We start from the raw sequence: 24,513 nt of genomic DNA, 5'->3' as shown, positions 1-24,513 counted from the left end.
CCTCATAAGAGCAAATCCACCTCCAAAATCACCTCTCCAAAATCTAACCCTCCAAATCTACCTATCCAAATCTACCTCTCTAAGATAAATTTTGCCATATCGATTATACGCGTAGAATACCCCCATTCATTATCATACCACGACATTATTTTTGCCATTTTTCCAAGCGTGAAAGTCAAATCTTGCGCGACTATCGAGCTACGAGAATCCCCCAAAAAATCACTACTCACACCAAAATCTTTATCCACTCCTAAAATCCCTTTTAAAGCCCCCCTAGATTGCGCTTCAAATAGCTCGTTTATCGTTTGCGCGCTTACAGATTTTGCTAAGTATGCGTTTAAATCCACCATAGAGACATCTGGCACAGGCACGCGCAAAGAATGCCCGTGAATCTTATCTTTTAGCGATGGTAGGACTTTGTAGAGTGCCTTTGCAGCACCCGTAGTCGTGGGGATAATATTTAGCCCCGCTGCGCGAGAGCGCCGTTTGTCGTTTCTATGTGGGACATCTAGTAGTTGCTGGTCGTTTGTATAGCTATGAATCGTGCTTAGGCTTGCCCTCTCTATCCCAAATTCTCTCTCTAAAATCATCGCTATGGGGGCTAAGCAATTTGTCGTGCAAGAGGCGTTTGAAATGATAGATTCTCCTTTGTATTGCGTATGATTTACGCCTAGCACGAAAGTTTTTGTTTCATCTTTGGCAGGGGCTGAAATGATGACTTTTTTTACTCCTTTTTGCAAATGATGAGATACTTGCTCGGAGGTAAGAAAGATTCCGCTAGATTCTACTACCACTTCTGCGCCAAGTGTGCCAAAATCTAGCTCATTTGGATTTTGATATGCAAAAAGAGGAATTTTTGTTTGTATGCCTTCTTGCGTGATGATTAGATAATTTGGAGTGTTTTTTGGATTTTGCGTTTTTTCTAATCTTGCGCAAAAATCTGGAGCACGGTGAATAGAATCCCTGCCAAAAAGATATGCTAGATTCTCTGCATTTGCGATGTCATTTATGCCGACAATCTCGATATTTTCGCCCTCTTTTTGCCTCTGTAAAATAATCCTAGCAATGCACCGCCCCATTCTGCCAAAGCCATTTATCGCTATTTTCATTTTCGCGCTCCTTGCAAAGATTTTGTAAGATTTGATAAAAATTTGGTAAAAAAATACGCTTGAAATTTTACATTATCTTTTTTGCAAAAAGCCCAAAAACATTTAAAAAACTACCTCATTTTTTCTTTGATTTTTGCGTGCAAAAGTTCCCCAAAACGCGCTAAGTAGCTATAAAATAATGGCACGAAAAACACCGCGATAAATGTCGCTGCGAGCATTCCGCCGATTACTCCCGTGCCGATAGAATGCCGTGAGAGCGCGCCCGCGCCACTAGAGAGTGCCAAAGGCAACACGCCTAAGCTAAAGCATAGCGAAGTCATCACAATGGGGCGAAAGCGCAATTTTGTCGCGCTAATAGCAGAATCAATAATGCTTAATCCCTCTTTCTCGCGCAAATGCGTGGCAAATTCCACGATTAGTATCGCATTTTTAGCACTCAATGCAATCAAAACAAGCAAGCCTACTTGGAAATATATGTCATTATCTAGCCCGCGCAAAAATGTCGCCAAAATCGCGCCAAACACACCAAAAGGCACGGCACTTAGCACCGCTAGGGGCATTAGCCATTTTTCATACTGCGCGACAAGAATCAAAAACACAAATATAAGCCCAAAGATAAACGCCACACTGCCACTGCTAGAGCTCGCCCTCTCTTGGTAGCTTGAGCCCGCATAGGCTATGTCATATTCAGGTGGCAACACCTCGCTTGCGACTTCCTCTAGGGCTTTCATCGCCTCCCCGCTAGAATACCCCATATTTAAAAATCCCTGAATCTGCGCTGCGGGGAATAAATTAAAGCGATTGATGATTTCAGCCCCCACGATGCGCTTAAAAGAGATAAGCGAGCTAAGCGGGATTAAATTATTATCGCGCGATTTTACATAGATTTTGCTTAAATCCTCTGGCGAAGTGCGGTAGCTAGAATCTGCTTGCATCATCACGCGAAAAGTCCTATCATACGCTTCAAAATTATTGACATAATAGCTTCCAAAAGTCATTTGCATTGTGGAAAACACATCGTTAATATTGACATTGAGCGCGCTTGTGGCTTCTCTATTGAGCTCTACTTCGTATTGAGGCGTATCCACCGCAAAGCTCGTAAAAATCCTGCTAAATTCTGCCCTCGCACTCGCTTTGGCGATGATTTCATCGACATATCGTTTGAGTTCTTGTGCTGAGCCTCCGCCCCTGCTTTGTATGTAGGCATTTACTCCGCTAGAATCAAGCCCGATAATAGTGGGGGCTTGCCCGATGATAAAGCGCGCATTTGGGTAGGCATCAAGCTCTTTTTGCACATCGCGGATTATTGCTTTGTCGCTTTGCCCAGCTCCTTTGCGCTCACTCCAATCAATAAGCCTCTCAAATGCGATTCCGCCGTTGTTTTTAAAACTCCCTGCCAAAAAGCTAAAGCCTGAAATCGTGGTTTGCTCGGCGATTAGCGGATTTTGCTGCATTGTGTGTATGAGGTGTTTTTGCGTTTCAATAGTGCGAGAGAGTGCGCTCCCCTCTGGCAAAAGCGTATGCACGGTGATGATTCCCATATCTTCGTTTGGCACAAGCGAAGTTGGCGTGTTTTTAAATAATCCAAATGTCGTTAGCACAATCACGCCAAAGAGACACAGCATTAGCAAGCCTCTTTTAAGCGCACGAGCAAGCGAAATCGAGAATTTAAAGGTAAGTTTTTCAAAAAAGAGATTAAAGATTCTAATAGGTTTAATAGGCTTAGTATGTCCGCCTTTAAGAAATAGCGCGCAAAGTGCGGGCGTGAGCGTGAGCGCGACAAAGCCTGAAATCACCACTGAAACGACAATGGTAATGGCAAATTGGCGATAAAATTCCCCGCTAAAGCCACTCATAAAGGTTACAGGCAAAAACACCGCGCTTAGCACAAGCACGATAGCGACTACGGGTCCTGTGATTTCGCGCATAGATTCTATGGTGGCTTCTTTCGCACCTAAGTGCTTTTGGTGCATTATGCGCTCGACATTTTCGATGACGATGATGGCGTCATCGACTACGATTCCGATGGCTAAAATAAGCCCAAAAAGCGTTAAAAGATTTATGCTAAATCCAAAGGCATACAGCCCCGCAAAAGTGCCGATGATAGACACAGGGATAGCAATCACAGGGATAATAGTCGCCCTAATATTGCCCAAAAACACATAAATCACAAGCACGACAAGCACGATAGCTTCGATAAAAGTCTTTATCACTTCATTTATGCTTGCGGTGATAAATTCTGTGGGACGATATGGGTTTGAGTAGCTCATACCATCGGGGAATTTTTGGCTTAAGAGTGCCATTGTTGCATTGACATTATCCGCGACTTCTAGCATATTTGCCCCGGGCTGGAGCGTGATACGAATCGGCACGCTAGGCGTGGCGTTATAATAATTATCCGTGAGATAATCTCGCGCTCCTAGCTCTACGCGCGCCACATCGCGCAGTCGCAACGCCGAGCCATCAGAATTTGCACGGATAATGATTCTCTCAAACTCCTCTGGCGTGGATAAAAGCCCTTTGGTGATAATGCTATAAGTAAATTCTGCTTTTTTCACAGGCTCTTTGCCAAAATGTCCGGGCGCAAATTGCGCGTTTTGCTCTTGGACTTTGCTTAGCACTTCTAGGGGTGAAAGGTTGTATTGTTGGAGTTTATCTGGCTCTAGCCAAATCCTCATCGCATAATCTTGCAAACTCCATAGCTCCACGCCTCCCACGCCTTGTATGCGCTTGAGCTCATCGATGACATTGAGCAAAGCATAGTTTGCGATGAAAAGCTGGTCGTGCACGGGATTGTTAGAGTAGAGATGATACATTCCAATAGGCGCGGTGGAGCGTCTCTCCACCGTTACGCCTAGTCGTTGCACTTCGCTAGGGAGCTGTGATAAAACGGCTTGCACGCGGTTATTGACATTTACAAGTGCTATGTCTGGGTTTGCGTCATTGCTAAAATACACGCTTATGCTAAGCTGTCCTGCCGAACTAGAGCTAGAACTCATATAAATCATATCTTCCACGCCATTTACGCTACTCTCAATGATACTCGCTACGCTGGTGGAGAGCGTTTTGGCACTAGCACCGGGATAATTTGCATTGATAGTGATTTGGGTGGGGACGACTTTTGGGTATTGCTCTATGGGGAGTGAGCGCATACAAAGCAACCCTGCGATGATGATAATGATAGCTCCCACGGTAGCAAACGCGGGGCGGTTTATGAAAAATTTGGAAAACATTTGTGTGGATTCTCCTTGCTTGGTTTTAAAATTTAAACGACTTTGTGTTGTGTCTTGGTGCTTAACGCAAAATTTGCAACACACAAAATCTAAAAATACAATTATAAAACCTGATAGCAACTCTAAGTCAAGGGGTGAGAGTAAAAATAGCTAAAAAATGTAAAATCTAACAAAATATAAAAACAAAAATCTACTAAATTTAAAAAAAATCTAAAATCTAACAAAAAAAGATTTTGCAAAATCACTTAGCCTTTGCGTTAATGCGTTAAAACGATTTTGCAAAGTTGCATTATGCGTCAAAAATGACAAGACAAATTCTCATACTAATGCTTTGAAAAAGCCGAAGTATCCCTATACTTCAAAAACTCAAATAGAGATATTTCGGTTTCTACGAAACCTCAATATGACAACAATTAGGTGTCATTGCGAGCGGATTTGAAAAATCCGCGTGGCAATCTATCTTTTTGTCATTTTTCTAAAACAAATCTTTCACCAAAACTAACCACATTTTTTTACTTTTTTTGACTTTTATTTACATTCCCTTACATTCCATTACATTGCCTCCAAAATCTCTCCAAAAATTTTCCCCCCAAAATTCCCTCCAAAATCCCACATTTTCCCCCCATTTTTCGTGTCGTTTTTTTTTTTTTTTGTTTTTTTGCGTTTTTTTACTATGTTTTTTAAATATTTAAGGATTGTTTAAGAAATATTTAACTAACATTTACGCACTATTTACTTTTAGCAAAATCTTACACATTTTTGCGAAGTTTTGTTTTAAGGTTCAAAACGCAAGATTCAAACGCAAATTTTGACAGCTTTTTTAAGCCAACTACGCCAAATCTTGCAAAATCTTGCGTAGCAAAAACTTCAAAAAAAAAAAAAAAACTTGGTAGATTTTGGGGTAGATAGATAAATCCAAAAACCTTAAGACTTTGAAAATGCTTCAAAAGTCTTAAGGCAAAACCTAAGGAGACACGATGAAAACGACTCATTCAAAACAAGCAAACAAACAGATCTTACATAGCTTAAAGCAAGTCGCGCTTAGTGATAGCACAAGCGCAAAAACGAGAGAGAGAGAGAGAGAGAGAGAGTAGCTCTGCGCTAAATCTTTCTAGCTCTCAAAAAGCAATTTGTCATACTGAGGCTTTAGCCGAAGTATCTCAAAATGCAACAAAACTTTGTCATACTGAGCGTAGCGAAGTATCTCTAAAAAACATAGATTGCCACGAATTTGCAACTTTTAACAAAGTCGCAAATTCTCGCAATGACGGCAATGAAAATTCTAGTAATGGCAAAATTTCCACCTCCCTTGCAGGTTCGCAAACCTCTCATTCCAACTCCATTGCGGATTTGCAAACTTCTTGTCCCCCCTCCCTTGCGGAGGGGGCTAGGGGGTGGGTATCTCTAGAAGTATCCAAATCACCCGCTTCCTTAAAAAACGCCACTTTGTCATTGCGAGCGTTGCAACGCAACGCGTGGCAATCCACGACAAAAAACGCTGCAAATGATTCTAGCAAGGCAGATATTGCAAAAGCAGATTCTAATAATGCAAAATCTTGCAATAATACCCACCCCCAAACCCCCTCCGCAAGGGAGGGGGCTTTAAGAAGCATTGCCACTCTTTCAAGGGAAGGGGATTTTAAAGCCAAAAATGCAAACACCTCTCATACTGACAACATTTGTCAAACTGATAAAAAGGCAATTTGTCATACTGAGGCTTTAGCCGAAGTATCTCAAAAAGCAACAAAACTTTGTCATACTGAGCGTAGCGAAGTATCTCAAAATACGCAAATAAATAGAGATATTTCGGGCTTTGCCCTCAATATGACAAAATTCAATCGTCATTGCGAGACTTCCGCAGGAATTCGTGGCAATCCACAATGCAAGACAAACAAAATAGATTGCCACGCGGATTTTGTCAAATCCGTTCGCAATGACGGCAATATTTGTCATACTGAGCGTAGCGAAGTATCTCTAAAAAACATAGATTGCCACGAATTTGCAACTTTTAACAAAGTCGCAAAATCTCGCAATGACGGCGTTATTTCCCCCTCCCTTGCGGAGGGGGCTAGGGGGTGGGTAAATCAAACTCCCGCTTCCTTAAAAAACGCTACAAATGATTCTAATGTGGGTTATACCCACCCCCAAACCCCCTCCGCAAGGGAGGGGGTTTTTAAAGCCAAAATCCAAACAACCAACCCCAAAAAACGCCTAGCCTTATCCATAGCCACTAGCGCGATTCTAGCTAGCCTTAGCATAGATAGTCTAGCGGCGGCGTGTAGTGGGGCAGAGGATTGGAGCAGGGGAAATGCAAACTCAAACGGCATAGGGTATTACTACAAAGTGGATTGCACGGGCTACACTACCGCAGATGCAGTCTCAAGCAGTGCGCGCAGTATGCTAAATGGCGGAGGATACTATCGCCACTCTAGACTAAACCTAAACGGAAATGTAGGTGATGGCACTGTAACACTACAATTCTCTAGCAATGGCTGGAGCGATAAAGTTGGGTTCCCCGCAAGCTATACTACTAGAGAATTGCGGTTTAACTCCACAGACGCAGGCAGGACGACATTTAATGTAAGCAACTCCACAACCGCAGCTACAAATGTAGATATTTACTCTTTTGGTAGCACAAATGTAGGTGGGCTTACCCTTAGTGGTGGGACGATACGAAATGTAAATCTTAGCGGTGGAGGTAGATTTGGCAATATAACGGTAAATAGTGGCGTAACCGCTAGCAATATGTCTCTTCAAAATGGTATAACCGTAGGCTATCTATCAAATTCTGGGACGATTAGCAATCTAACCATAAATGGCGAAAATGCAAATGTGGGTGCTATAAGTGGAGGTGGCACGATAAGCACACTCACACTTGGCAGTGCTAATAACCACAACGCCCTAAGCAATACCAACATAACCAATACCGTAAATACACTGCTAATCTATGGCGCATCGGTTACGATTGCTAGTGGGAGTGGTTGGAATACTCCAAATAACAACAACAAAGAACAGCATATCACCATAGCAGCAGGTTGCTCTAATGCTAGCTGTATGGGTGTAGCACAGGGCTCTATCACCATATATATGTCTGAAGGTGTAGATAGAAACACCGACTACGAACTAAAAAACCTAGTCGTATCAGGCACTACTGCCATAGGAACTTCTCTAAGAAAGCAACATATCGCCCTAGATGCAGAGGATAGAAGTGGTAGAGGCACAAAGCTGATATTTAATAGCGATAACACAAGCTTTCGTCTAGAGCCAGATGGTGGAGATGCGTATATCGCCGATGTATATAGAGCTATCATAATGGGAAATCTACGCCGAAACGCCACCACGCAAAATATCTTAGATACGATGACGACAAAGACTTTCCATAGCGATAGATACTATAATCAAGAAGTGGATTTGCGACTTTTGCAATACGAAATGAGTAGGCTAACTAATCGTAGCTCCAAATTTAACAAACAAAAGCGAAAAAATGAGCGCAAAATCGACAAAGTCCGCGAAAAAATCGCTAAGCTGACTTTAGACCAAAGCAAGGGGCAGGATTTAGACAAAGGCTATAATAACTTCGAGCTTATCGACCAACTAGATGCGATTTTTATCCCTTATAATGGACGCAAGGATTGGAGGTTTTTTGCACTTCCTTATGCTAGCCATACTTATGGATTTGTAGGGGTAAATGAGACGCAAGAGTTTGCTGGAGGTGCGATACTAGGCATACAAAGAAACTTACGCAAAAACGGAATATTTGGCGGATATGTAGGCTATGAGTTTGCAGATACAAATACATATATGCAAGGCTCACAGACAAATATCTATAACAACGGCTTGCAAGCAGGGCTAAACTACTACAAATCCTTTGCAATCACTGCAAAGGTAATGGAAGGCTTTATCAAAGCAAATATCCGCGCAAGTGTGGATTTGCCACAATTTAGATTCCAAGCTGCAGGCAAGCTAAACACCATTGATTCTAACGAAAAGGGAATCGCTATCCCTCTAGTAGCTAGCGGTGGAGCAGAGCTAAGGGGTGGGGTTACTTTTTATAACTTCAAGCGAAATAGCTATGTCGCGCCTGAAGTAAGCGTAAGCTATGATACATTTTATGGCACAAAAATGCGCTTTGATAAGCCTTTTATCCAACAAAATGAAAGCACCAAACTCTATCCTATCGGTGGCGATGAAAAATACGGCTCTGTGCTGTGGCACTTGCCTCAAGTGGGCATAAGCGTGCGACACTACGCTATCTGGGGCAATACTTTCCGCACCAATGTCAAAGCTGGAATCAAATACAACATACTAGATAGGCAAAAGCTAGGTAGTTTTACACTCGCAGGGCAAGAGGACACTAATGCGCGATATATCAATTTGCCTAAAGCCTATGGAAATCTAGCGTTTGATTTGATATGGATGATAAAGAAAAACCACGAGCTAAGTTTGGGCTATGATGGGCTTTTCTTTGCCACTAGCTTTGAGAAAAAAAATGGTTTAAGGACGGCGGAATGGTTTAATGGAATCACAACAACTGTGAATCTAAAATATGCCTATTGGTTTGGAGGAAGCGACTATGTAACCGATAAAGACGGCAACGCAGTATCTCGCTCCATAGTCGAGGGTAGCAAAAAATCCAAATCCAAAAAGTCAAAGAAAAAGAAAGAAAAGAAATCTAAGAAAAAGGTTTATTACATTGATGGGTAAATCTTATTTTGGGCAAATCTTGGAGCGTTTGTAAAGAGAGGGTTTAGGCTTGGGCTTTTGGAGGGGTTTTAATCCACCCTCCCTTGCGGAAGTTTTTGCTTTTTACCCCCCTCCCGTGCGGAGTTGTAAACCTCTTATTCCCCCTCCCTTGCGGAGGGGGCTAGGGGGTGGGTTGTCATACTGAGGTTTCGTAAGAAACCGAAGTATCTCAAAGCGAAAATTCTTTAGAAAATCTAAAACGCAAATAGAGATACTTCGCTCACTTCGTTCGCTCAGTATGACAAGCATTGCCGTCATTGCGAGCCGTGCTTGCACGGCGTGGCAATCATTAGAGTATCCATTTAGTCATTGCGAGAGGATTTTGTATAAAATCCGCGTGGCAATCTATTGTTAGTTTTTTTGCAAAAAGCGTGTTTTTGACATTTTATAGCGATAAATTGCCACGATTCTAGTCTTTTTGACAAAAGCCTAGAATCTCGCAATGACGATAAAATCTGCTAAGATAGGTTTTGTCAAAAAACCCTAAGCCTTTAGAAGCAAAATTTCAAAGGTTTAAATGAAAGTTTTAAATAGCACAACTACGGCAAAAGCATTTAGATTTTATGTTTAAATGTTTTCACTCCTTAGGTTTTCGTTTTTGAGAACCCAAAAATACAAAGATAGGATTAAACCCACTTTCTCTCTCTTGGGTTTAAGCTATTCTTTGACTAAAATATCCGTGTTGTCTAAGTGCCTTTGTGCTGTGGTTGTGCTATTTAAGATTTTGGGAGCAACTCTTTGGAGCAACTCTTGGTTTTTTTGTTTTTGTTTTAGATATTGCAAAAATAAATAATTTTGTCATATTGAGGCTTTGAAAAAGCCGAAAATCTATTTTGTTGTTTTGCGATTGAGATATTTCGCTCGTTTTACTCGCTCAAGTAATGACAAAAATGAAAAAATCTAAGTCTAATAAGATTTTAGCTACTTCGGTTTCTTACAAAACCTCAGTATGACAAAGAAAACTTATGTCATTGTAGGCAAACTTCCACTGCCGTCATTGCGAGCTAGTGAAACGAGCGTGGCAATCCACATACCATAATGTCATATTTAATCGTAGCGAAGTATCTCAAAGCGAAAATTCTTTAGAAAATCTAAAAACGCAAATAGAGATATTTCGCTAAACGCTCAATATCACAAAAATAGCAAGTCTAAGTATGACAAAAACAGAGATATTTCGGGCTTTGCCCTCAATATGACAAAAATCAATCGTCATTCTCACGCGGGTTTTGACAAAAACCAACTTGCAATGACGGCTTTATTGTTGAGTTTAGATTTTGTATTGGATATTTTGCTTTGTTTTCACTCGCTAAGTATGGCAAATAGCGTTTTAGTTTTTGCTTGCGCTTACATATCACAAAGCAGTTTTTGCCCGTAGATTTTGCCAAAAAGCCAACGCGCAAAAACAATAAAAACTTAAAAACAAAATCTTAAAAACAAAATCCTAAATCGGCACGACAGCAATGTCATTAGGATTATCGGGTAAATCCATTTTTGTGTTGGTTGGTTGATAGGATATTTCCCTCTCGCGCAAGATGTCTTCAAATCGCACAAATGGCGCATTAAACTGCACTTTGACTTCATCGATTTCGCCATTGCGATTTTTGGCGATGATGATTTCAGCAGTTTCGATGATATTTTCTCTGCGCTTTTCATCGCGCTCTTGCTCTAGTTTGCGGATTTCATCTTCGCCTTTGCCATCTTGCTTTGCCTTAGCGATTTTAGCACGCATAGCCCTATCAGCATAGACAAACTCCCTATACAAAAACAAAATAATATCCGCATCTTGCTCTATCGCCCCACTCTCACGCAAATCCGATAGCATTGGGCGTTTATCATCGCGCGATTCTAGTGAGCGGTTTAGCTGGGATAAAGCCAAAATAGGGATTTCCAAATCGCGTGCGAGCGTTTTTAGCCCGCGTGAGATTTCGCTTATTTCCTCCTGCCTTGCGCCCTCCCCCCTTCTTGTGCCACTTCCACGCATTAGTTGGAGGTAGTCAATCACGGCAAATTCTACGCTACTATCTTGGCTTTTTAGTTTTCGTAATTTTGAGCGAAGCTGGGCTATGCTTAAGTCACTACTATCATCGATATATAGCGGTTTTTGCGCTATGTCTTGGGCTACGCGGGTAAAATCACTCATCTCATTATCATTCATTTTGCAAATAATCAAATCTTGCAAAGCGATATTTGCACGAGAAGCAAATATTCTAAACATTAGCTGTTCTGCGGGCATTTCTAGGCTAAATATTGCAGCTCCTTTGCCACTATTTAGCACACTTAGCACAAACGATAAGCAAAGCGCGGTTTTTCCCATAGATGGTCTAGCACCTAGCACGATTAGTTCGCCTTTTTTAAACCCCGCCGTGAAGTGATTTAGCCTTGAAAATCCCGTATTTAGCCCCACAAGCACAGAGTTTCCTCTCTCTTTGCGCTCTTTTATCATATCTAGCGTGCTAGCGACTATTTCTTTGCTATGTCTAAACGCCGTGTCTGTGCCTTGCGCGGAAATCTCATAGATTCCCCTCTCTATCTCATCTAAAATATCAATCCCTTTTAGCGCGCTTTGGCTTGTCTTGCCCGCGATAAACATAGCAAATTTATTTAGCTGTCGCTTGATGGAAGCATCTTTGATTTCATTTATATAGCCTTGAATATTGGCAATCGGCGAAGTAGCGATAATCTCGCTAAATTCTGCTTGAGAGACAAAATGCTCCCCCTGCAATCTTGTGAGGACAAAATCTGGCGTGATAGGAATGCCTTGAGAATGCAAAATCTTGCAAGTATCAAAGATTTTGCGATGAGAGGGGTGCAAAAAATCATTACCGCTTAGCACATCTGCGATTTCGATAAATGCGTCATTGTCAAACAAAATGCTTGCAATGACCGTGCCTTCAATGCTAATGATTTGGGAAGTGGATTCGTTTTTGTGATTTTTGCTAGGCATTCTTGTCCTTAAAGTTTGCAAATATCATCATCAATGCCAAAATCTAGCAATTTTAATAATCTTTCTATTTTGCCACTATCGTGCGTGCGCCTTCATTTGAATATACCAAAAATCGCTTATTTTTGCCTCTGTATTTATTTAGCGCACGAGCAAAATCCGCTGTATCTTTTATAGCAATGTCCTCTACTTGAGAGATAATATCCCCTTGCGAAAATCCTGCATCTTGCGCGGGAGAATTTGGCGTGATATTTGTAACAATCACACCTTTTATATCCTCTGGGATTCTGTATCGCTGGCGGATTTGTGTAGTGAGAGGCTCTACGCGCATACCTTTTAGCGCGCTTTTTTCATCGCTAGATTCTGGGATATTTACAGGTGCGCTTTCATTTGCACTGCCGTCTTTGCGCAGGGCTAGGGTTAGCGTGATAGTTTGAGGCTTGCCATCGCGGATAATGCTTAGCGTAGCTTTTTCATTTGGTTTAAGCGCACCGATTAGATTTCGCAAACTCGCAGAATCTTTCACAGGCTTGCCATTTACCGCAGTTATCAAATCCCACACAAGTAGCCCTGCTTTTCTAGCTGGGGATTTTGGATCGATAGAGATGACTACTGCGCCTTGCGCATTGCCATAGTTTGAGCGTAGATTTTCGCCTATATCTTGCGTGCCTACGCCTATGTAGCCACGCTGGATTCTACCCTCTTTGACAAGTGAATTTGCCACTTCTTTTACCATATTTGCAGGGATTGCAAATCCTACGCCGTGATTACCTCCTGTGCGTGATAATATAGCGGTATTCATTCCTATCAACGCCCCACGAGAATCAATCAACGCCCCGCCTGAATTGCCCGGATTTATCGAAGCATCTGTTTGGATAAAGTTTTCATACGCATTGATTTGGATATTTTTATTAGTCGCAGATACGATTCCTTGCGTTACAGTCTCGCCCACGCCAAAAGGATTGCCAATGGCAAATACCACATCGCCCACCGCGACATCATTACTATCAGCAAATGGGACAAATGGCAGATTATTTTTGCTAATGCGAATCACAGCAATATCGCCGTCTTTGTCCGTGCCAACAAGGCTAGCGGTGTATTCTCGCGTATCATTTGGAATCGTTACGATGATTTTATCTGCGCCATCGATTACATGGTTGTTGGTGATGATATAGCCATCGTGAGAGATGATAACGCCACTGCCAAGTGAGCGCTCTACCCTGTCTTTTGGGATTTGACTATACATATCCCCAAAAAATTGCTGAAAAAATGGGTCATTAAACATCGGGTTCATAATATTGTTTGAAACTTTTTTTTGCGTGGAAATATTTACCACAGCCTTAGTGGCTTTGACGATAGCATCGTGATAAGAATAAACGGTGTTGCGCTCATTCATAGGGTTTGCGCGTTTGGTGGCTTTGGGAGCGTTTTGGATAGCGTAGGCTTGGAGTGTGCTAAAGCAGGCTATGCTAGTGGCTAGCATAAGACTAGCTATTTTGATAGATTTTGCTTTGTCTAAAATGCGTGATTTGTGAGGGGCTAACGCGTGAGATTTGATTTGCATTTGGATTCTCCTTAAATTTTGCTTTTTTGGATTTTACTTTTTTTTTGGATTTTGCTATAAAAGTTTGTTTTATGCAAGATTTTAATATTTTTAGCTAGCAAACAAAATACCAAAATCACAAAAATACGACATTGTAAAATGAAAATCTAAATAATAAAAAAATGCCTATTTAAGATATTTGATAAGTTGCTATGCGATGTTAGTCGCTTTTTTGGGCTGTGCGTTTGGATTTTAGTAGATTTTTTATTTCCTCATCGCTTAGATTTTGTATGTCCTTAAAACTCCCTACAAGCGATAATAATCGCTTAATTTGGGCTTGGCTTAGATTTCGCTTTTTTAGTGCGTTAGCTTCTAGCGCACTAGTTTTCTTTTTTTCTCTATGAAATGTTATGGCAAAGCGGTGTGCTTCATCGCGTAGTTTTTGCAAAAATTGTAATTTCTCATCGCTTGGGCTAAATGCAAAAGTGTTTGATAGCGTGTAAAGTATGTCGCTTGCAGCTCCTTTTGCGCGATTGGCATACTTACTAGATTTTGATTTTAGGGTTAGATTTTGTATGCTTTTTGTGGCTGTTTTGTTTGTAGATTTTGCAAAATCTACAAAATCTGTTTGGCTGCTTGGTGCAAAATCCACATTGCTTAGGCTACTAAGACGCTTTTGTTTGGCGATGCCTACAATGTCGATTGCGCCATTTAATCCGCAAGATTCTAGCACCTCTTTTGCAAGGGCGATTTGTGGCTTGCCACCATCGATTAGCCATAGATTTGGTGGCGGGGTGCTAGCAAAATCTTTTGCCCTGCGGACTAGCATTTCGCGCATTTGGCTGTATTCATCGCTTCCACTTAGCTTGTATCGGCGATATGCGGATTTGACAAATTCGCCATTTTCATACACTATCATCGCGCCCACGCAGTCTTTGCCACTATGATGACTCGTGTCAAAGACTTCGATTCTGCTTGGGCTAGATTCTAGCTCTAGGTTTAAAGCTAGTCGCTCTAAAAGCGCGTTTTCTTTATCTAGCTTGGCGCAATGCAAGCCTAAAATCTCTTTGGCATTTTGCTTAGCAAGAGATAGGATTTTTGCCTTTGTGCCTATTTGTGGCGCATTTATAGCGATTTTGCGTCCTTGCGTGGAGTAGAGAAAATCACTCAAAACTTCGCAAGGCAAACCCTCTATGCTTGGCAATAAAATCTCACTAGGAATGATTGGCAATTTGCTTGAATATTGATTTAGAATCGCTTGCGTGTAGATTTGAGCATAGATTTCGCTTTGGGATTCTTTTGGCTGATTTTGGGCAATTTGGGATTGATTTAGCGAAATAATCTCGTGCTGAATGGATATGATTTTGCCACCACGGACAAAAAGCGATAGCAAGATGGCTTTTTGTGTTTGTGGATTTTGATTGGCGTTGTTGCAAGGTTTTGTAGTATGTTTTATGTCATCATTGTGAAAATTTGCGTTTTTGTCAAAAATTGCAAATTCGTAGCAATCATTCGCCAACTCCGTCATTGCGAGCCTAACTTGTTGGGCGTGGCAATCTATTTTCGCGCCATTTTTGTCGGATTTTGCGCATTGTGCGTTATTTGTCATATTGAGCGTTAGCAAAATATCTCTATTTTTAAGCTGTGATTTAGATACTTCGTTTTTTTGCGCTCCATCAATATGAAAAATTTTTGTTTGTGGATTGCCACGACTTGCCTTTGGCAAGCCTAGCAATGACGGATTATCGCTAGATTTTACCCTCCCCCTAGCCCCCTCCGCAAGGGAGGGGGAATTTTTTTTATCATTTATAGTCCCCCCCGCCACATTTTGACAATTTGGGGAGGGGGAATTTATGTTGTCTGTTTTTTGTGGATTGCCACGCTTGCCCTGCTCGCTCGCAATAAGGCAATCACTGCCACCATTTTCTACCACAATTCTAGTATTTTTGCTTCGCTTTGCTCGCAACCCGTTGGGTGCGGTGGTGCTTGTGGAGTTTTTTGTAGATTTTGGGGGTGAGCTAGGCTGTGTCGCCTGCGAACCCTCAAAATCTACAAAATCTCTGCAATGACTACCCAAAGACGAATTGCCCTCACTAAAAGAATCCATATAAAGATACAACACATCCACATTCACATCTTTTGCCAAATCAAGTGCCGAAAAACTCTGCAAATTTTGCAATTTTTTGATTCTATCTCTATAAACCCCCGCTTCCTCATATCGCCTAGATTCCGCTAAGCTAAGCATTTTTTCTTTTAGTTTTGCTAGCAGTTTATGCGGGGATTTTAGCAAAGATATGGTGTCATCTATGATATTTGCGTAAGATTCTTTAGAGATTTTGCCCTCACAGGGCGCACTACACCGCCCTATTTGATAAAACAAACAAGCCTTTTTTTCTCTCACGCACGAAGATTTTTGCACGAGCGGATATAACTCTAAAAGCGAGTTTATGATTTCTTTTGCCCCGCTTGTGAAAGGTCCAAAATAGCTTGTGTTTTTGGTAGTAGATTTTGTTTGGTTTATGTTGCGAGTTATCGTAGGCATTGGGAAATCTAGCCCAAAATCAAACGCGATATAAGGATAAGTTTTATCATCGCGCAACAAAACATTATATTTTGGTTTTAGCTGTTTTATCAGTGAGTTTTCCAAAATCAGCGCGTCTTGCTCGCTATTTACAAGCAAGATTTCGATATTTGCCACTTGTCGCACCATAGAGGCTATTCGTAGGGATACTTTTGGATTTGGGATTGGGGTGTTGCTTTGCAGGGTTTGGGCAAGCGAAAAATAGCTTTTTACGCGCTTTTTTAGGCTTTTTGCCTTGCCAATATATAGCACCCTGCCACTAGAATCTATGTATTGATACACGCCTGCTGTATTTGGCAGGGATAGAAGTTTTTGACTTAGATTTTCCATTCTTAGCTTTTGATTTGTTAGATTTTGTATTGTTGTCAAAGCCTTGTTTATAGCCCGCGTTTATAATCCGATAGTTATCCAATCTTGCTTTATGATTTGCAAATATTGCTCATAAATCTGTTGATAATTTGGCAATAATTCATCATTTAATAGCAAAAAAGGATAGATTTTAAATCCACTCATTTTAGGCGAATTGGGCGAATTATTAGGATTTTGCTCATAATAAGTATATACCAAGTCCGCTTTCACATTTTTTATTTTCACTTTTTTTGGGAATCGTTTATAAAAGCGAGATTCTCGTATGGAATTTTGGCTAGATTCTCGCATAGTTTTTTGCATTATCGTAGATTTTGGGCTAGAAAAGATAGAAAAAATATTTGTAGATTCTTGTGTGCTTTCTCTCGCGTTTTGGATTTTATCGATTTGCACGCAAGCCATAAGCCCTACGCGCTTTTGTAGCCCAACTTGCCCTGACAAAAAATTGCCAAGCGCGTAAAAAATAAGCGTATTGCCTATGCGCTCAATAGGCTGTATAGCGTGAGGGTGGTTGCCTATGACAATATCCACTCCCAAATTAGCCAAAAAATGTGCGATTTCTCTTTGCTCATTTGTAGGCTTATGTGTGTATTCTACACCCCAATGAATGGATACTATCAGCAAATCAACCTTATGTCTAATGGCTTCAATATCATTTTTTAGCATTTCTTTGGTATAGATATTTACAAGGTATTCTTTGCCCTGCGGGAGCGGGATTCCATTTGTGCCATAAGTATAGGCAAGCATCGCATAGCTTATGCCATTTTTTTGCAAGATTTTTTGTTGGATTTTATCTTTTGCATTTGCGCTCTCAAAGCTCCCTGTGGAGTAGATTTCGCTATTTTTAGCTTCTTTTTTGCGCCAAAATCTAAGCATCGAATGCACGCCCTCTTCGCCTTTATCTAGCGTGTGATTGTTCGCTAAACTTATGAGGTTAAACCCTAGTTTTAGCATCGTTTCTCCAAAATCTTTGGGGGAATTAAACCTAGGATAACTACTAAGCCCTAGCTCAACACCGCCTAAGATACTCTCTTGATTATAAAACGCTAAGTCATATTTTTTGCTTATAGGAGCGATTAGGCTAAACATTGGCATAAAATCATAGCCACCATATTGCGTTTGTGCGTCCTCATACACAGACTTATGCAGTAGCGTATCACCGATGATAAATAATGTTAGCGAATTAGATTTTGCTTCTATGGTGCTAAGTAGCAAACAAAGAGATATGCAAATATACAAAATCTTTCTTGTCAAAATCTTTTTCACCATACTGCTCGTTTATTTATTTTGTTTTTTGGATTTTTGTTTGATTTAGATTTATCGCATTTGCATTTGTAAAATCTTATGCTTTTTCGCTTTTTTTGACAATCTTGCGAAGCGTTACAAAAAACTTCATCCACGCATCAAGTTCCATTAACGGGTGTCCGCCCCATTTGGTGTTTGGCGGTAGATTTTTGCCAACCGCGCCTCTCCCTGCGATTTGGACAAAATCGCCGATATGGATATGCCCTCCTGTGCCAGCTTGCCCACCCATTACGACATTGCGTCCTGTGGTGGTGCTACCTGCTAAGCCTACTTGTGAGACTAGCAGGCTATGCTCGCCGATTACGCAGTTATGCCCGATTTGCACGAGGTTATCGATTTTTGTGCCTTGTTTGATTAGCGTCTTGCCAAAAACTGCCCTATCTATCGTGCTTCCCGCTCCGATTTCGACATTTGATTCTATCTCTACGATTCCATTATGCTCGATTTTGATATGTTCGCCTTGCGCAGTATGTGCATAACCAAACCCATCGCTACCGATGACGGCATTTGCGTGGATATTGACATTATCAGCGATTTTGCTTTGTCGATATATTACGACATTTGGATAGATTTTGCAGTTTTTGCCGATGCAGACATTATCACTTAGCACCGCACCGCTCATTATGATACTGCCCTGCCCTATTTCTACATTTTGCCCGATATATGCTCCTTGCATTATTTTCACGCTTGAGTGGATTTTATTTATTTTTTGTAAATGTTGCTCTTGGCTAGATTTTAGTGAATCCTCGCAAAATTCGCTTTGCGTGAAAAAATGTGATAAAAGCGCGAATGCTAGATGAGGGTTTTGCACGATTAAAGGCTCTATGTGGCTAGGCACTTGGGAGACAAACTCTTCACGCAAAAGCACCGCGCTTACCTTTGAAGTGGCAAGAGATGGGAGATATTTTGGCTTATCAATGTAGCTTATATCGCCTTCATTGCCAAACTCAAGCGGGGTTAGCGCTTGGATAACAAAATCTTTTTTAATATCATTTGTTATGCCTATTTTATCTTTGATTTGACTTAGTTTGATTTGGGCTATTTTTGGGTTAGAATCTGCCATTTTTGCTCCTTTTATTTATATTTGTGTGCCGTTTTAATGGGGGTTGTTTAAGGGATTTTTAAGTCGATTTTGCGCTTCTTTAGCACAAGATTTTGCTAATAATGCTAGCTAATGCACGCTTCAATAATGTCTTTTAGCCCATTTGGGCTAAGTGCTGCGCTACCCACAAGCACGCCATCTACATTTGGGATTTTGCTAATTGCCTTAGCATTGTTAGCATTTACGCTACCACCATAAAGCAGAGGTGCTTTTGTGATGGAGCGCAAAAAATTATGCACGCTTTCTATGTCTTTTTCATCTGCGCTAACCCCCGTGCCAATCGCCCAAATAGGCTCATACGCCACGCAAAATTTAGATTCTAAGCTAGAATCTAAAATGGATTCTAGCCCGCTAAATTGCAAATACAAAAACGCTTCTAAAGCCTGCTTGCCCTTTTTTCTTGTATGCAGATTTTCCCCTATGCAATACACAACTTCATAGCCATTTTCCAAAAAATATCGCACTTTTTTTGCGCAAAAAACTTGTGATTCTCCCAATATATTTCTACGCTCGCTATGCCCAATAAGCAAGGTTTTTATGCCCATAGATTCTAGCATTTGCGCTCCTATCTCGCCACTATATGCGCCATTTTTTGCAGGGTAGGCATTTTGCGCACCGATTTTTATGCGTTTTGCATTATCGCTAGCACTTTGCAAAGCGACAAATGGCGGAAAAACCACCACTTCATTTTGCTGCCAAAAAGTTTTAGAATCTATATTTTTAAAAAGATTATATGCTTCAAATTCCCTCACATAGCAGTATGCAGAGCTTGGCGTATGATTGCACTTAAAATTTGCCATAAATTTCATTTGACAAAACTCCTTATGTCTAAAATCTGTAAAAAAAAACGAAAAAATGATTATACCCAAATACTTTTTTATATTGTCAAATCTCGCTATAATGCACGCAAAACTTATCATTTACTACACTTATCAAATGCTATAAAACCACAAAATCCACCAAAAGAGAATCTAAATGTCAAGCAAAAATGCTAACAAAACAAAACATAAAATCACAAACAAAAAAGATAAAATCTTTCGCACAAAAAACAACACTTCCAAACACAAAAAAAATAGACAAAAAAAAGAAAAATTCTGCTTTGATAAACGCGTGGCTAGCGTGTTTGATGATATGCTAGAGCGTTCTATCCCTTACTACAAAGATAATCTTAAACTTTGCATAGATTTTATAATCCAAAATCTGCCAAAATCTAGCAAATCACTCAAAGCTACAAAATCTAGCAAAAATCTGCCTAGAATCTATGATATTGGTTGCTCAACGGGCAATATGCTTTTGGGGCTTTTTGCCCGCACAAATGCCGAACTTATCGGTATAGATAGCTCTAGCGCGATGATAGAAAATGCGACATTAAAAGCTAGGGCTTATGGTGCGAAAATCTGCTTTGTCTGCGCGGATTGCACAAAGATAGAATATCAAAAAGCGCGGTGCTTTATCACAAATTATACTTTGCAATTTATCCGCCCACCAAAGAGGGTAGATTTTTTATCCAAAATCTATGACGCGCTAGAATCTGGCGGGATTTTGATTTTGAGCGAAAAAATGACAAGCCAAAATCCCGCGCTTGAAGCGCAGATGATAGAATATTATCACAGCTACAAGGCAAAAAATGGCTACACCAAAAATGAGATAAATGCCAAAAGAGAGGCGTTAGAAAATGTGCTTGTGCCTTATAGTTTGCAAGAAAATATCGCGCTTTTGTGTGAAGCGGGATTTAGGCTAGAAAATATTGAAGTGCTATTTAAATGGGTAAATTTTGGGACAATCATTGCTAAAAAAGATTAGAGTCAAAAACAATTAGATTTTGATATTTTTGCATATTTAAGGCAAAATTTAGTTGCAAAAACCCATAAACAAAACGCAAAAAATAAAGGCAAAAAATGCTAGATTTTGATTTTATGTTTAGCCATTTAGACTTAGTCAAAAAAGGGCTTAGCTTGACATTGCAAATCTCAATTTTTGGGATTTTATTATCGATTTTTATCGGGCTTTTTTGCGCGATAATCCTAAGTGAACACCAAAGAGCAAGGCTAGAAAATCCTACAAAATCTAGCAAAAAACAAAACTTCTTTGCCCCTATAAAAAACCTAGAGATGCTAGTCAAAATCTATGTCGAAATAGCGCGAAACACGCCATTACTTATTCAACTATTTTTTCTCTACTTTGCCCTGCCAAAGATTGGCATAAAGCTAGAGGCTTTTAGTTGCGCGGTTATCGGGCTAGCGTTTTTGGGCGGTGGATATATGTGCGAGGCATTTCGGGCGGGATTTCTTAGCATTAGCACTTCGCAGATTTACTCCGCACGCTCTCTAGGGCTAAACAAAGCACAAATTATCCGCTTTATTGTCCTGCCTCAAGGCTTAAGCGTGGCTATGCCCGCACTAAGCGCAAATGTGATTTTTCTAATCAAAGAAACTTCAGTCGTTGGGATTTTAGCCCTAGCTGATGTGCTGTATAATGCAAAAGATATAATCGATATTTATGGCAAGACTTATGAGGCGTTATGTATGCTAATATGTGCGTATTTGGTGGTGCTTTTGCCACTCTCGCTTGCTTTTGGTATGCTAGAATCTCATTTGCGCAAACGAATGTGAAATGTTGATTTTTTTGCATTTTATGTTGATTTAGGCTAGGCTTTAGGATTTTTTAAACATTCTTTAGATAGAATGGCAGTTTTATTTCAACGCGGAAGTGGCGAAATTGGCAGACGCACTAGACTTAGGATCTAGCGCCGCAAGGCATGGAGGTTCAAGTCCTCTCTTCCGCACCATACTTTTTTATCTTTTTTAACTCTTTGATTTTACTTACTTTTCAAATCTTCTTTTTTTTATAAAATCAAATTTTAATGCTTAAAATCGCTTTTTTATCAAAAACCAGCACTAGAAAAAATATGGAGAATTATTGGTATGAGAATCTATAAAAATGCCTTATCAAATACAGCTATTTTTAGTATGGTATTGTTTTTATTTACTAGCGGATTTGCGCTTGCTAACCAAAATGAGAGAGAGAGAGAGAGAGAGAGTAACTCCACAAAATCTAGCATAACAAACGCTAGACAAAATCTAGCGCAAAATCAACATAAGCAAGCACACCAAAAAAGCGGTGGATTTATAGGGTTTGAGCTAGGATTTGGATTAGCAAATACAAAAATCTCACAAAATCATCAAAACCTCCTAAGTGATAAAACCTACGCTACTTTGCCATTAAACCTATCTTTTGGCTATTTATGGTATTTTTCGCGCTCTATGGGATTGCGCTTTAGTGGTTTTATAGGCACTTCTAGCTATTCTAATGAAATGTTAAAAACACAGGGAAGAGATGTCGGCAAAGTGGCAAATGGCACAGGTGGCTACTATGATGAAAATGGTAAGCAAATCTCTACAAACTACGATTATGAGGGCAACTATGAATATGTCATAAATATAGATTCTAGCGCGTTGCAATACGGGGTAGAAATAAGCTATGTTTGGGATTTTTATACATTAGGCAAGCATTCTTACGGGCTTAGCCTAGATATAGCAGGGATTTGGGCAAGCACATATTTCCCCAAAATGCGCTACAAATATCAAAGCACAAGGCAATATAAATGGGCTAGCGAAAAACAAAATCTCTGTTTGCCAGAATCGTGTTTAGCAAATAATTTTACAGAATCTAGAGAGGCAAAAAACGCGCTCAACTTTGAAACACATACCAAAATAGCATATAGCACAGGACTAGGATTTTACTACGCTTACAAATCCACTCATCAAATATCTTTGTCATACAAATACCACACATATAGCGACAAGGCAGAATCCAAGCTAAAAAATAGCGATACTTTCAGCGCGTTTAGAATCTCTAATTTGCTATATTTATCAAATATTTCAAACCACAGTCTAATGTTTGGGTATGTTTATAGATTTTAGGTTTTTTAAGAATGCTGATTGTGTAGTATGATACTTAAGTAAAATCTTGTTTTAGGGCTTGATTGTAGGTTATGGCGATTTTGTAGAATCGTATTTTAGGTTTTGTTAAAAATGTGGATTTTATTGAGATAAGGTTTTTAAGATGATAAAAGATTTTGCAAGAAAAAATGGCGACCCTTGAAAGATTCGAACTTTCGTAACTACCTAGAAAGGGTAGTATCCTTGACCGCTAGATGAAAGGGTCATATAAGGGGCTAGGGAATAAAAACGCGTATAGGACTCTCGCTAAAGATTTTTTGGACATCCTCTCTAGATGGTGCTTGCGCCTCACTAGGATATGGTCCTAATAGATAACGAGTAGTGGTTAATCCATTTTTGTTAGTGATTTTTTGGACGCGATAGGAATATTTTTTGACAAGAGCTACAAATTCTGCTTTTGGCTCTTTGCTAAAAGAACCCAACTGCCAATAAAATCCTGTCGTAGGCGCACTGCCATTTGCACCTAGCGTGCTACCTTGTGGGCGCAGATTTTGTGTTGGTGGCGAGGGTTGGGTAGGTTGCTGGGCAGTGGGCTGTGGTTTTGTGGTAGGTTGTTGGGCTAGTGCTTGTCGTTGGGCTTGAGGGATTTGCTGTGGTGCGGGCTGTTGGGTTGATGGTTGTGCGGATTGTTGTGCGGGCTGTTGTGGTTGGGATTGCCCGCCACCTGTTAGTCTGTTTATTATCATATCAAGGCTAGAAGTTTCTGCTTCCTCTGGTTTTGGCGTATCTTGTGGATTTTGTATGCCCTCTAAGCCTTTTAGCAAAGAGTCATCAATCGCATTTGTATCAAAATCTATTCCACCTAAGTTGCCAAAATCATTCTCAAATGGCGTGGCGATACTTTTATCTATCGTGCCGTCATTTGATTTTGATATTTTTTCCTCATTTGCCCCCAAAAATTTCCACATAGCAAACGCCACCACCACGATGACAGCCACTGCCATAAGCACGATAATTATGCTTTTTTTACCGCTAGAGGACTTCTGCCGTGTATTGCCAAGCAATATCTCACTTAGCTCATTTCTGTCGTCCATCATTTTTTGCTCCTTTGCATTATTGCTTCTTGCTAGCGTTTATGGATTTTATAAATGTTTCGCCCAAGAAGCCCCGCGCTCTTTTGCATACACCTCATAAGGCAACGATAGAATATTAAATTCTTTTGGTAAATCATTATTAGGAAACACGCGCCATTCTAATGGAGTTTTTTGCCCGAGTTTTAGAGATAGCATTTTAGCAAGCGTCTGTCCCTCTGCAAGCGAAGTATGTCCTTTGTGTATATAGAGATGCAAATGTCCGGGGGTTTTGGTGCTATAAGCAGTGAAATTGATAAATCCTTCTTCGCGGAAAAGAAGCTGTGCTTTGTGATAAAAACGCTCAGGGTCGCGTCCATTGTAGTCAAATACGATATTTTCTACCTTATCACCGGGCAAAATAAGACTATGGGCAACGATTAACTTATGAGAAAAATGATCTTTTATAAGCTGACTTGTAAGCGTAGAATCCACTTTTTCAAATTTATCAAACAAAAGTCTGCCACTATAATGAATCTTTTGCCCTAGCCCAGCGATTTTTTTATAATAACACGCTGTATGAACCTTAATCAGTTTTAAATCCATTTCTGTCATTGC

General features: G+C 40.3%; 16 protein-coding genes and 2 tRNA genes. 5 read left to right on the top strand and 13 right to left on the bottom strand.

Translation table 11 applies throughout. The annotated features are described in order from the left end of the window. Positions 1-71: 71 nt before the first annotated feature. On the bottom strand, positions 72-1,109 hold the full coding sequence (gap, locus tag ACWIX0_RS04495) for a type I glyceraldehyde-3-phosphate dehydrogenase (protein ID WP_454172308.1): 1,038 nt from the start codon (positions 1,107-1,109) through the stop codon (positions 72-74). A gap of 110 nt (positions 1,110-1,219) precedes the next feature. Beyond that, on the bottom strand, positions 1,220-4,342 hold the full coding sequence (locus ACWIX0_RS04490; RefSeq protein WP_454172306.1) for an efflux RND transporter permease subunit: 3,123 nt from the start codon (positions 4,340-4,342) through the stop codon (positions 1,220-1,222). Between the two features lie 1,044 nt (positions 4,343-5,386). Between ACWIX0_RS04490 and ACWIX0_RS04485 the strand changes: the two genes are divergently transcribed. Continuing rightward, a complete protein-coding gene (locus ACWIX0_RS04485; RefSeq protein ID WP_454172304.1) occupies positions 5,387-9,046 on the top strand; it encodes a hypothetical protein in 3,660 nt (1,219 codons plus the stop codon). Positions 9,047-9,148: 102 nt separating this feature from the next. On the opposite strand, the gene ACWIX0_RS04480 is transcribed toward ACWIX0_RS04485, so the two are convergent. From ACWIX0_RS04480 to ACWIX0_RS04445, 8 genes are all read right to left on the bottom strand, one after another. Further along, complete coding sequence (locus tag ACWIX0_RS04480) at positions 9,149-9,343, bottom strand: hypothetical protein (RefSeq protein WP_454172302.1); 195 nt, start codon at positions 9,341-9,343, stop codon at positions 9,149-9,151. A gap of 944 nt (positions 9,344-10,287) precedes the next feature. Next, positions 10,288-10,470 carry a hypothetical protein gene (locus tag ACWIX0_RS04475; protein WP_454172300.1) on the bottom strand — a complete coding sequence of 61 codons (183 nt, stop codon included), beginning with the start codon at positions 10,468-10,470 and terminating at the stop codon, positions 10,288-10,290. A gap of 56 nt (positions 10,471-10,526) precedes the next feature. Continuing rightward, positions 10,527-12,029, bottom strand: a complete 1,503-nt coding sequence (gene dnaB, locus ACWIX0_RS04470; RefSeq protein WP_454172299.1) for a replicative DNA helicase — start codon at positions 12,027-12,029, stop codon at positions 10,527-10,529. Between the two features lie 64 nt (positions 12,030-12,093). Continuing rightward, entirely contained in the window at positions 12,094-13,509 is a 1,416-nt protein-coding gene (locus tag ACWIX0_RS04465) for a Do family serine endopeptidase (RefSeq protein ID WP_454172329.1), read from the bottom strand. A gap of 280 nt (positions 13,510-13,789) precedes the next feature. After that, positions 13,790-16,519, bottom strand: a complete 2,730-nt coding sequence (locus tag ACWIX0_RS04460; RefSeq protein ID WP_454172297.1) for a GIY-YIG nuclease family protein — start codon at positions 16,517-16,519, stop codon at positions 13,790-13,792. 21 nt (positions 16,520-16,540) lie between these two features. After that, positions 16,541-17,785: a CapA family protein gene (locus ACWIX0_RS04455; protein ID WP_454172295.1), complete on the bottom strand. Its 1,245-nt coding sequence runs from the start codon at positions 17,783-17,785 to the stop codon at positions 16,541-16,543. Between the two features lie 73 nt (positions 17,786-17,858). Further along, positions 17,859-18,854: a UDP-3-O-(3-hydroxymyristoyl)glucosamine N-acyltransferase gene (gene lpxD / locus ACWIX0_RS04450; RefSeq protein ID WP_454172328.1), complete on the bottom strand. Its 996-nt coding sequence runs from the start codon at positions 18,852-18,854 to the stop codon at positions 17,859-17,861. A 134-nt stretch (positions 18,855-18,988) separates the two neighbouring features. Further along, positions 18,989-19,732 carry a triose-phosphate isomerase gene (locus ACWIX0_RS04445; RefSeq protein WP_454172293.1) on the bottom strand — a complete coding sequence of 248 codons (744 nt, stop codon included), beginning with the start codon at positions 19,730-19,732 and terminating at the stop codon, positions 18,989-18,991. Between the two features lie 166 nt (positions 19,733-19,898). Here ACWIX0_RS04445 and cmoA point away from each other — a divergent pair, with 166 nt between their 5' ends. The 4 genes from cmoA (at position 19,899) to ACWIX0_RS04425 (ending at position 22,846) form a co-directional block, all read left to right on the top strand. Further along, complete coding sequence (gene cmoA, locus ACWIX0_RS04440) at positions 19,899-20,726, top strand: carboxy-S-adenosyl-L-methionine synthase CmoA (RefSeq protein ID WP_454172291.1); 828 nt, start codon at positions 19,899-19,901, stop codon at positions 20,724-20,726. A gap of 95 nt (positions 20,727-20,821) precedes the next feature. Then, the gene (locus ACWIX0_RS04435; RefSeq protein WP_454172289.1) at positions 20,822-21,535 is read left to right on the top strand and encodes an amino acid ABC transporter permease; all 714 of its coding nucleotides are present in this window, start codon (positions 20,822-20,824) and stop codon (positions 21,533-21,535) included. 91 nt (positions 21,536-21,626) lie between these two features. Beyond that, positions 21,627-21,711, top strand: a tRNA-Leu gene (locus tag ACWIX0_RS04430). 136 nt (positions 21,712-21,847) lie between these two features. Continuing rightward, complete coding sequence (locus tag ACWIX0_RS04425; RefSeq protein WP_454172287.1) at positions 21,848-22,846, top strand: hypothetical protein; 999 nt, start codon at positions 21,848-21,850, stop codon at positions 22,844-22,846. 168 nt (positions 22,847-23,014) lie between these two features. On the opposite strand, the gene ACWIX0_RS04420 is transcribed toward ACWIX0_RS04425, so the two are convergent. The 3 genes from ACWIX0_RS04420 to ACWIX0_RS04410 form a co-directional block, all read right to left on the bottom strand. Then, positions 23,015-23,090: transfer RNA gene (locus ACWIX0_RS04420), tRNA-Glu, on the bottom strand. Between the two features lie 10 nt (positions 23,091-23,100). Continuing rightward, entirely contained in the window at positions 23,101-23,922 is an 822-nt protein-coding gene (locus ACWIX0_RS04415) for an SPOR domain-containing protein (protein ID WP_454172285.1), read from the bottom strand. A 45-nt stretch (positions 23,923-23,967) separates the two neighbouring features. Further along, positions 23,968-24,510, bottom strand: coding sequence for a DUF1882 domain-containing protein (locus tag ACWIX0_RS04410; protein ID WP_454172326.1), 543 nt, complete (start codon positions 24,508-24,510; stop codon positions 23,968-23,970). Positions 24,511-24,513: the final 3 nt, after the last annotated feature.

The organism is Helicobacter sp. T3_23-1059 (genome assembly GCF_053654515.1).
The sequence above is the reverse complement of the archived record's forward strand: the minus strand, read 5'-3'. Positions and strand labels throughout refer to the sequence as shown.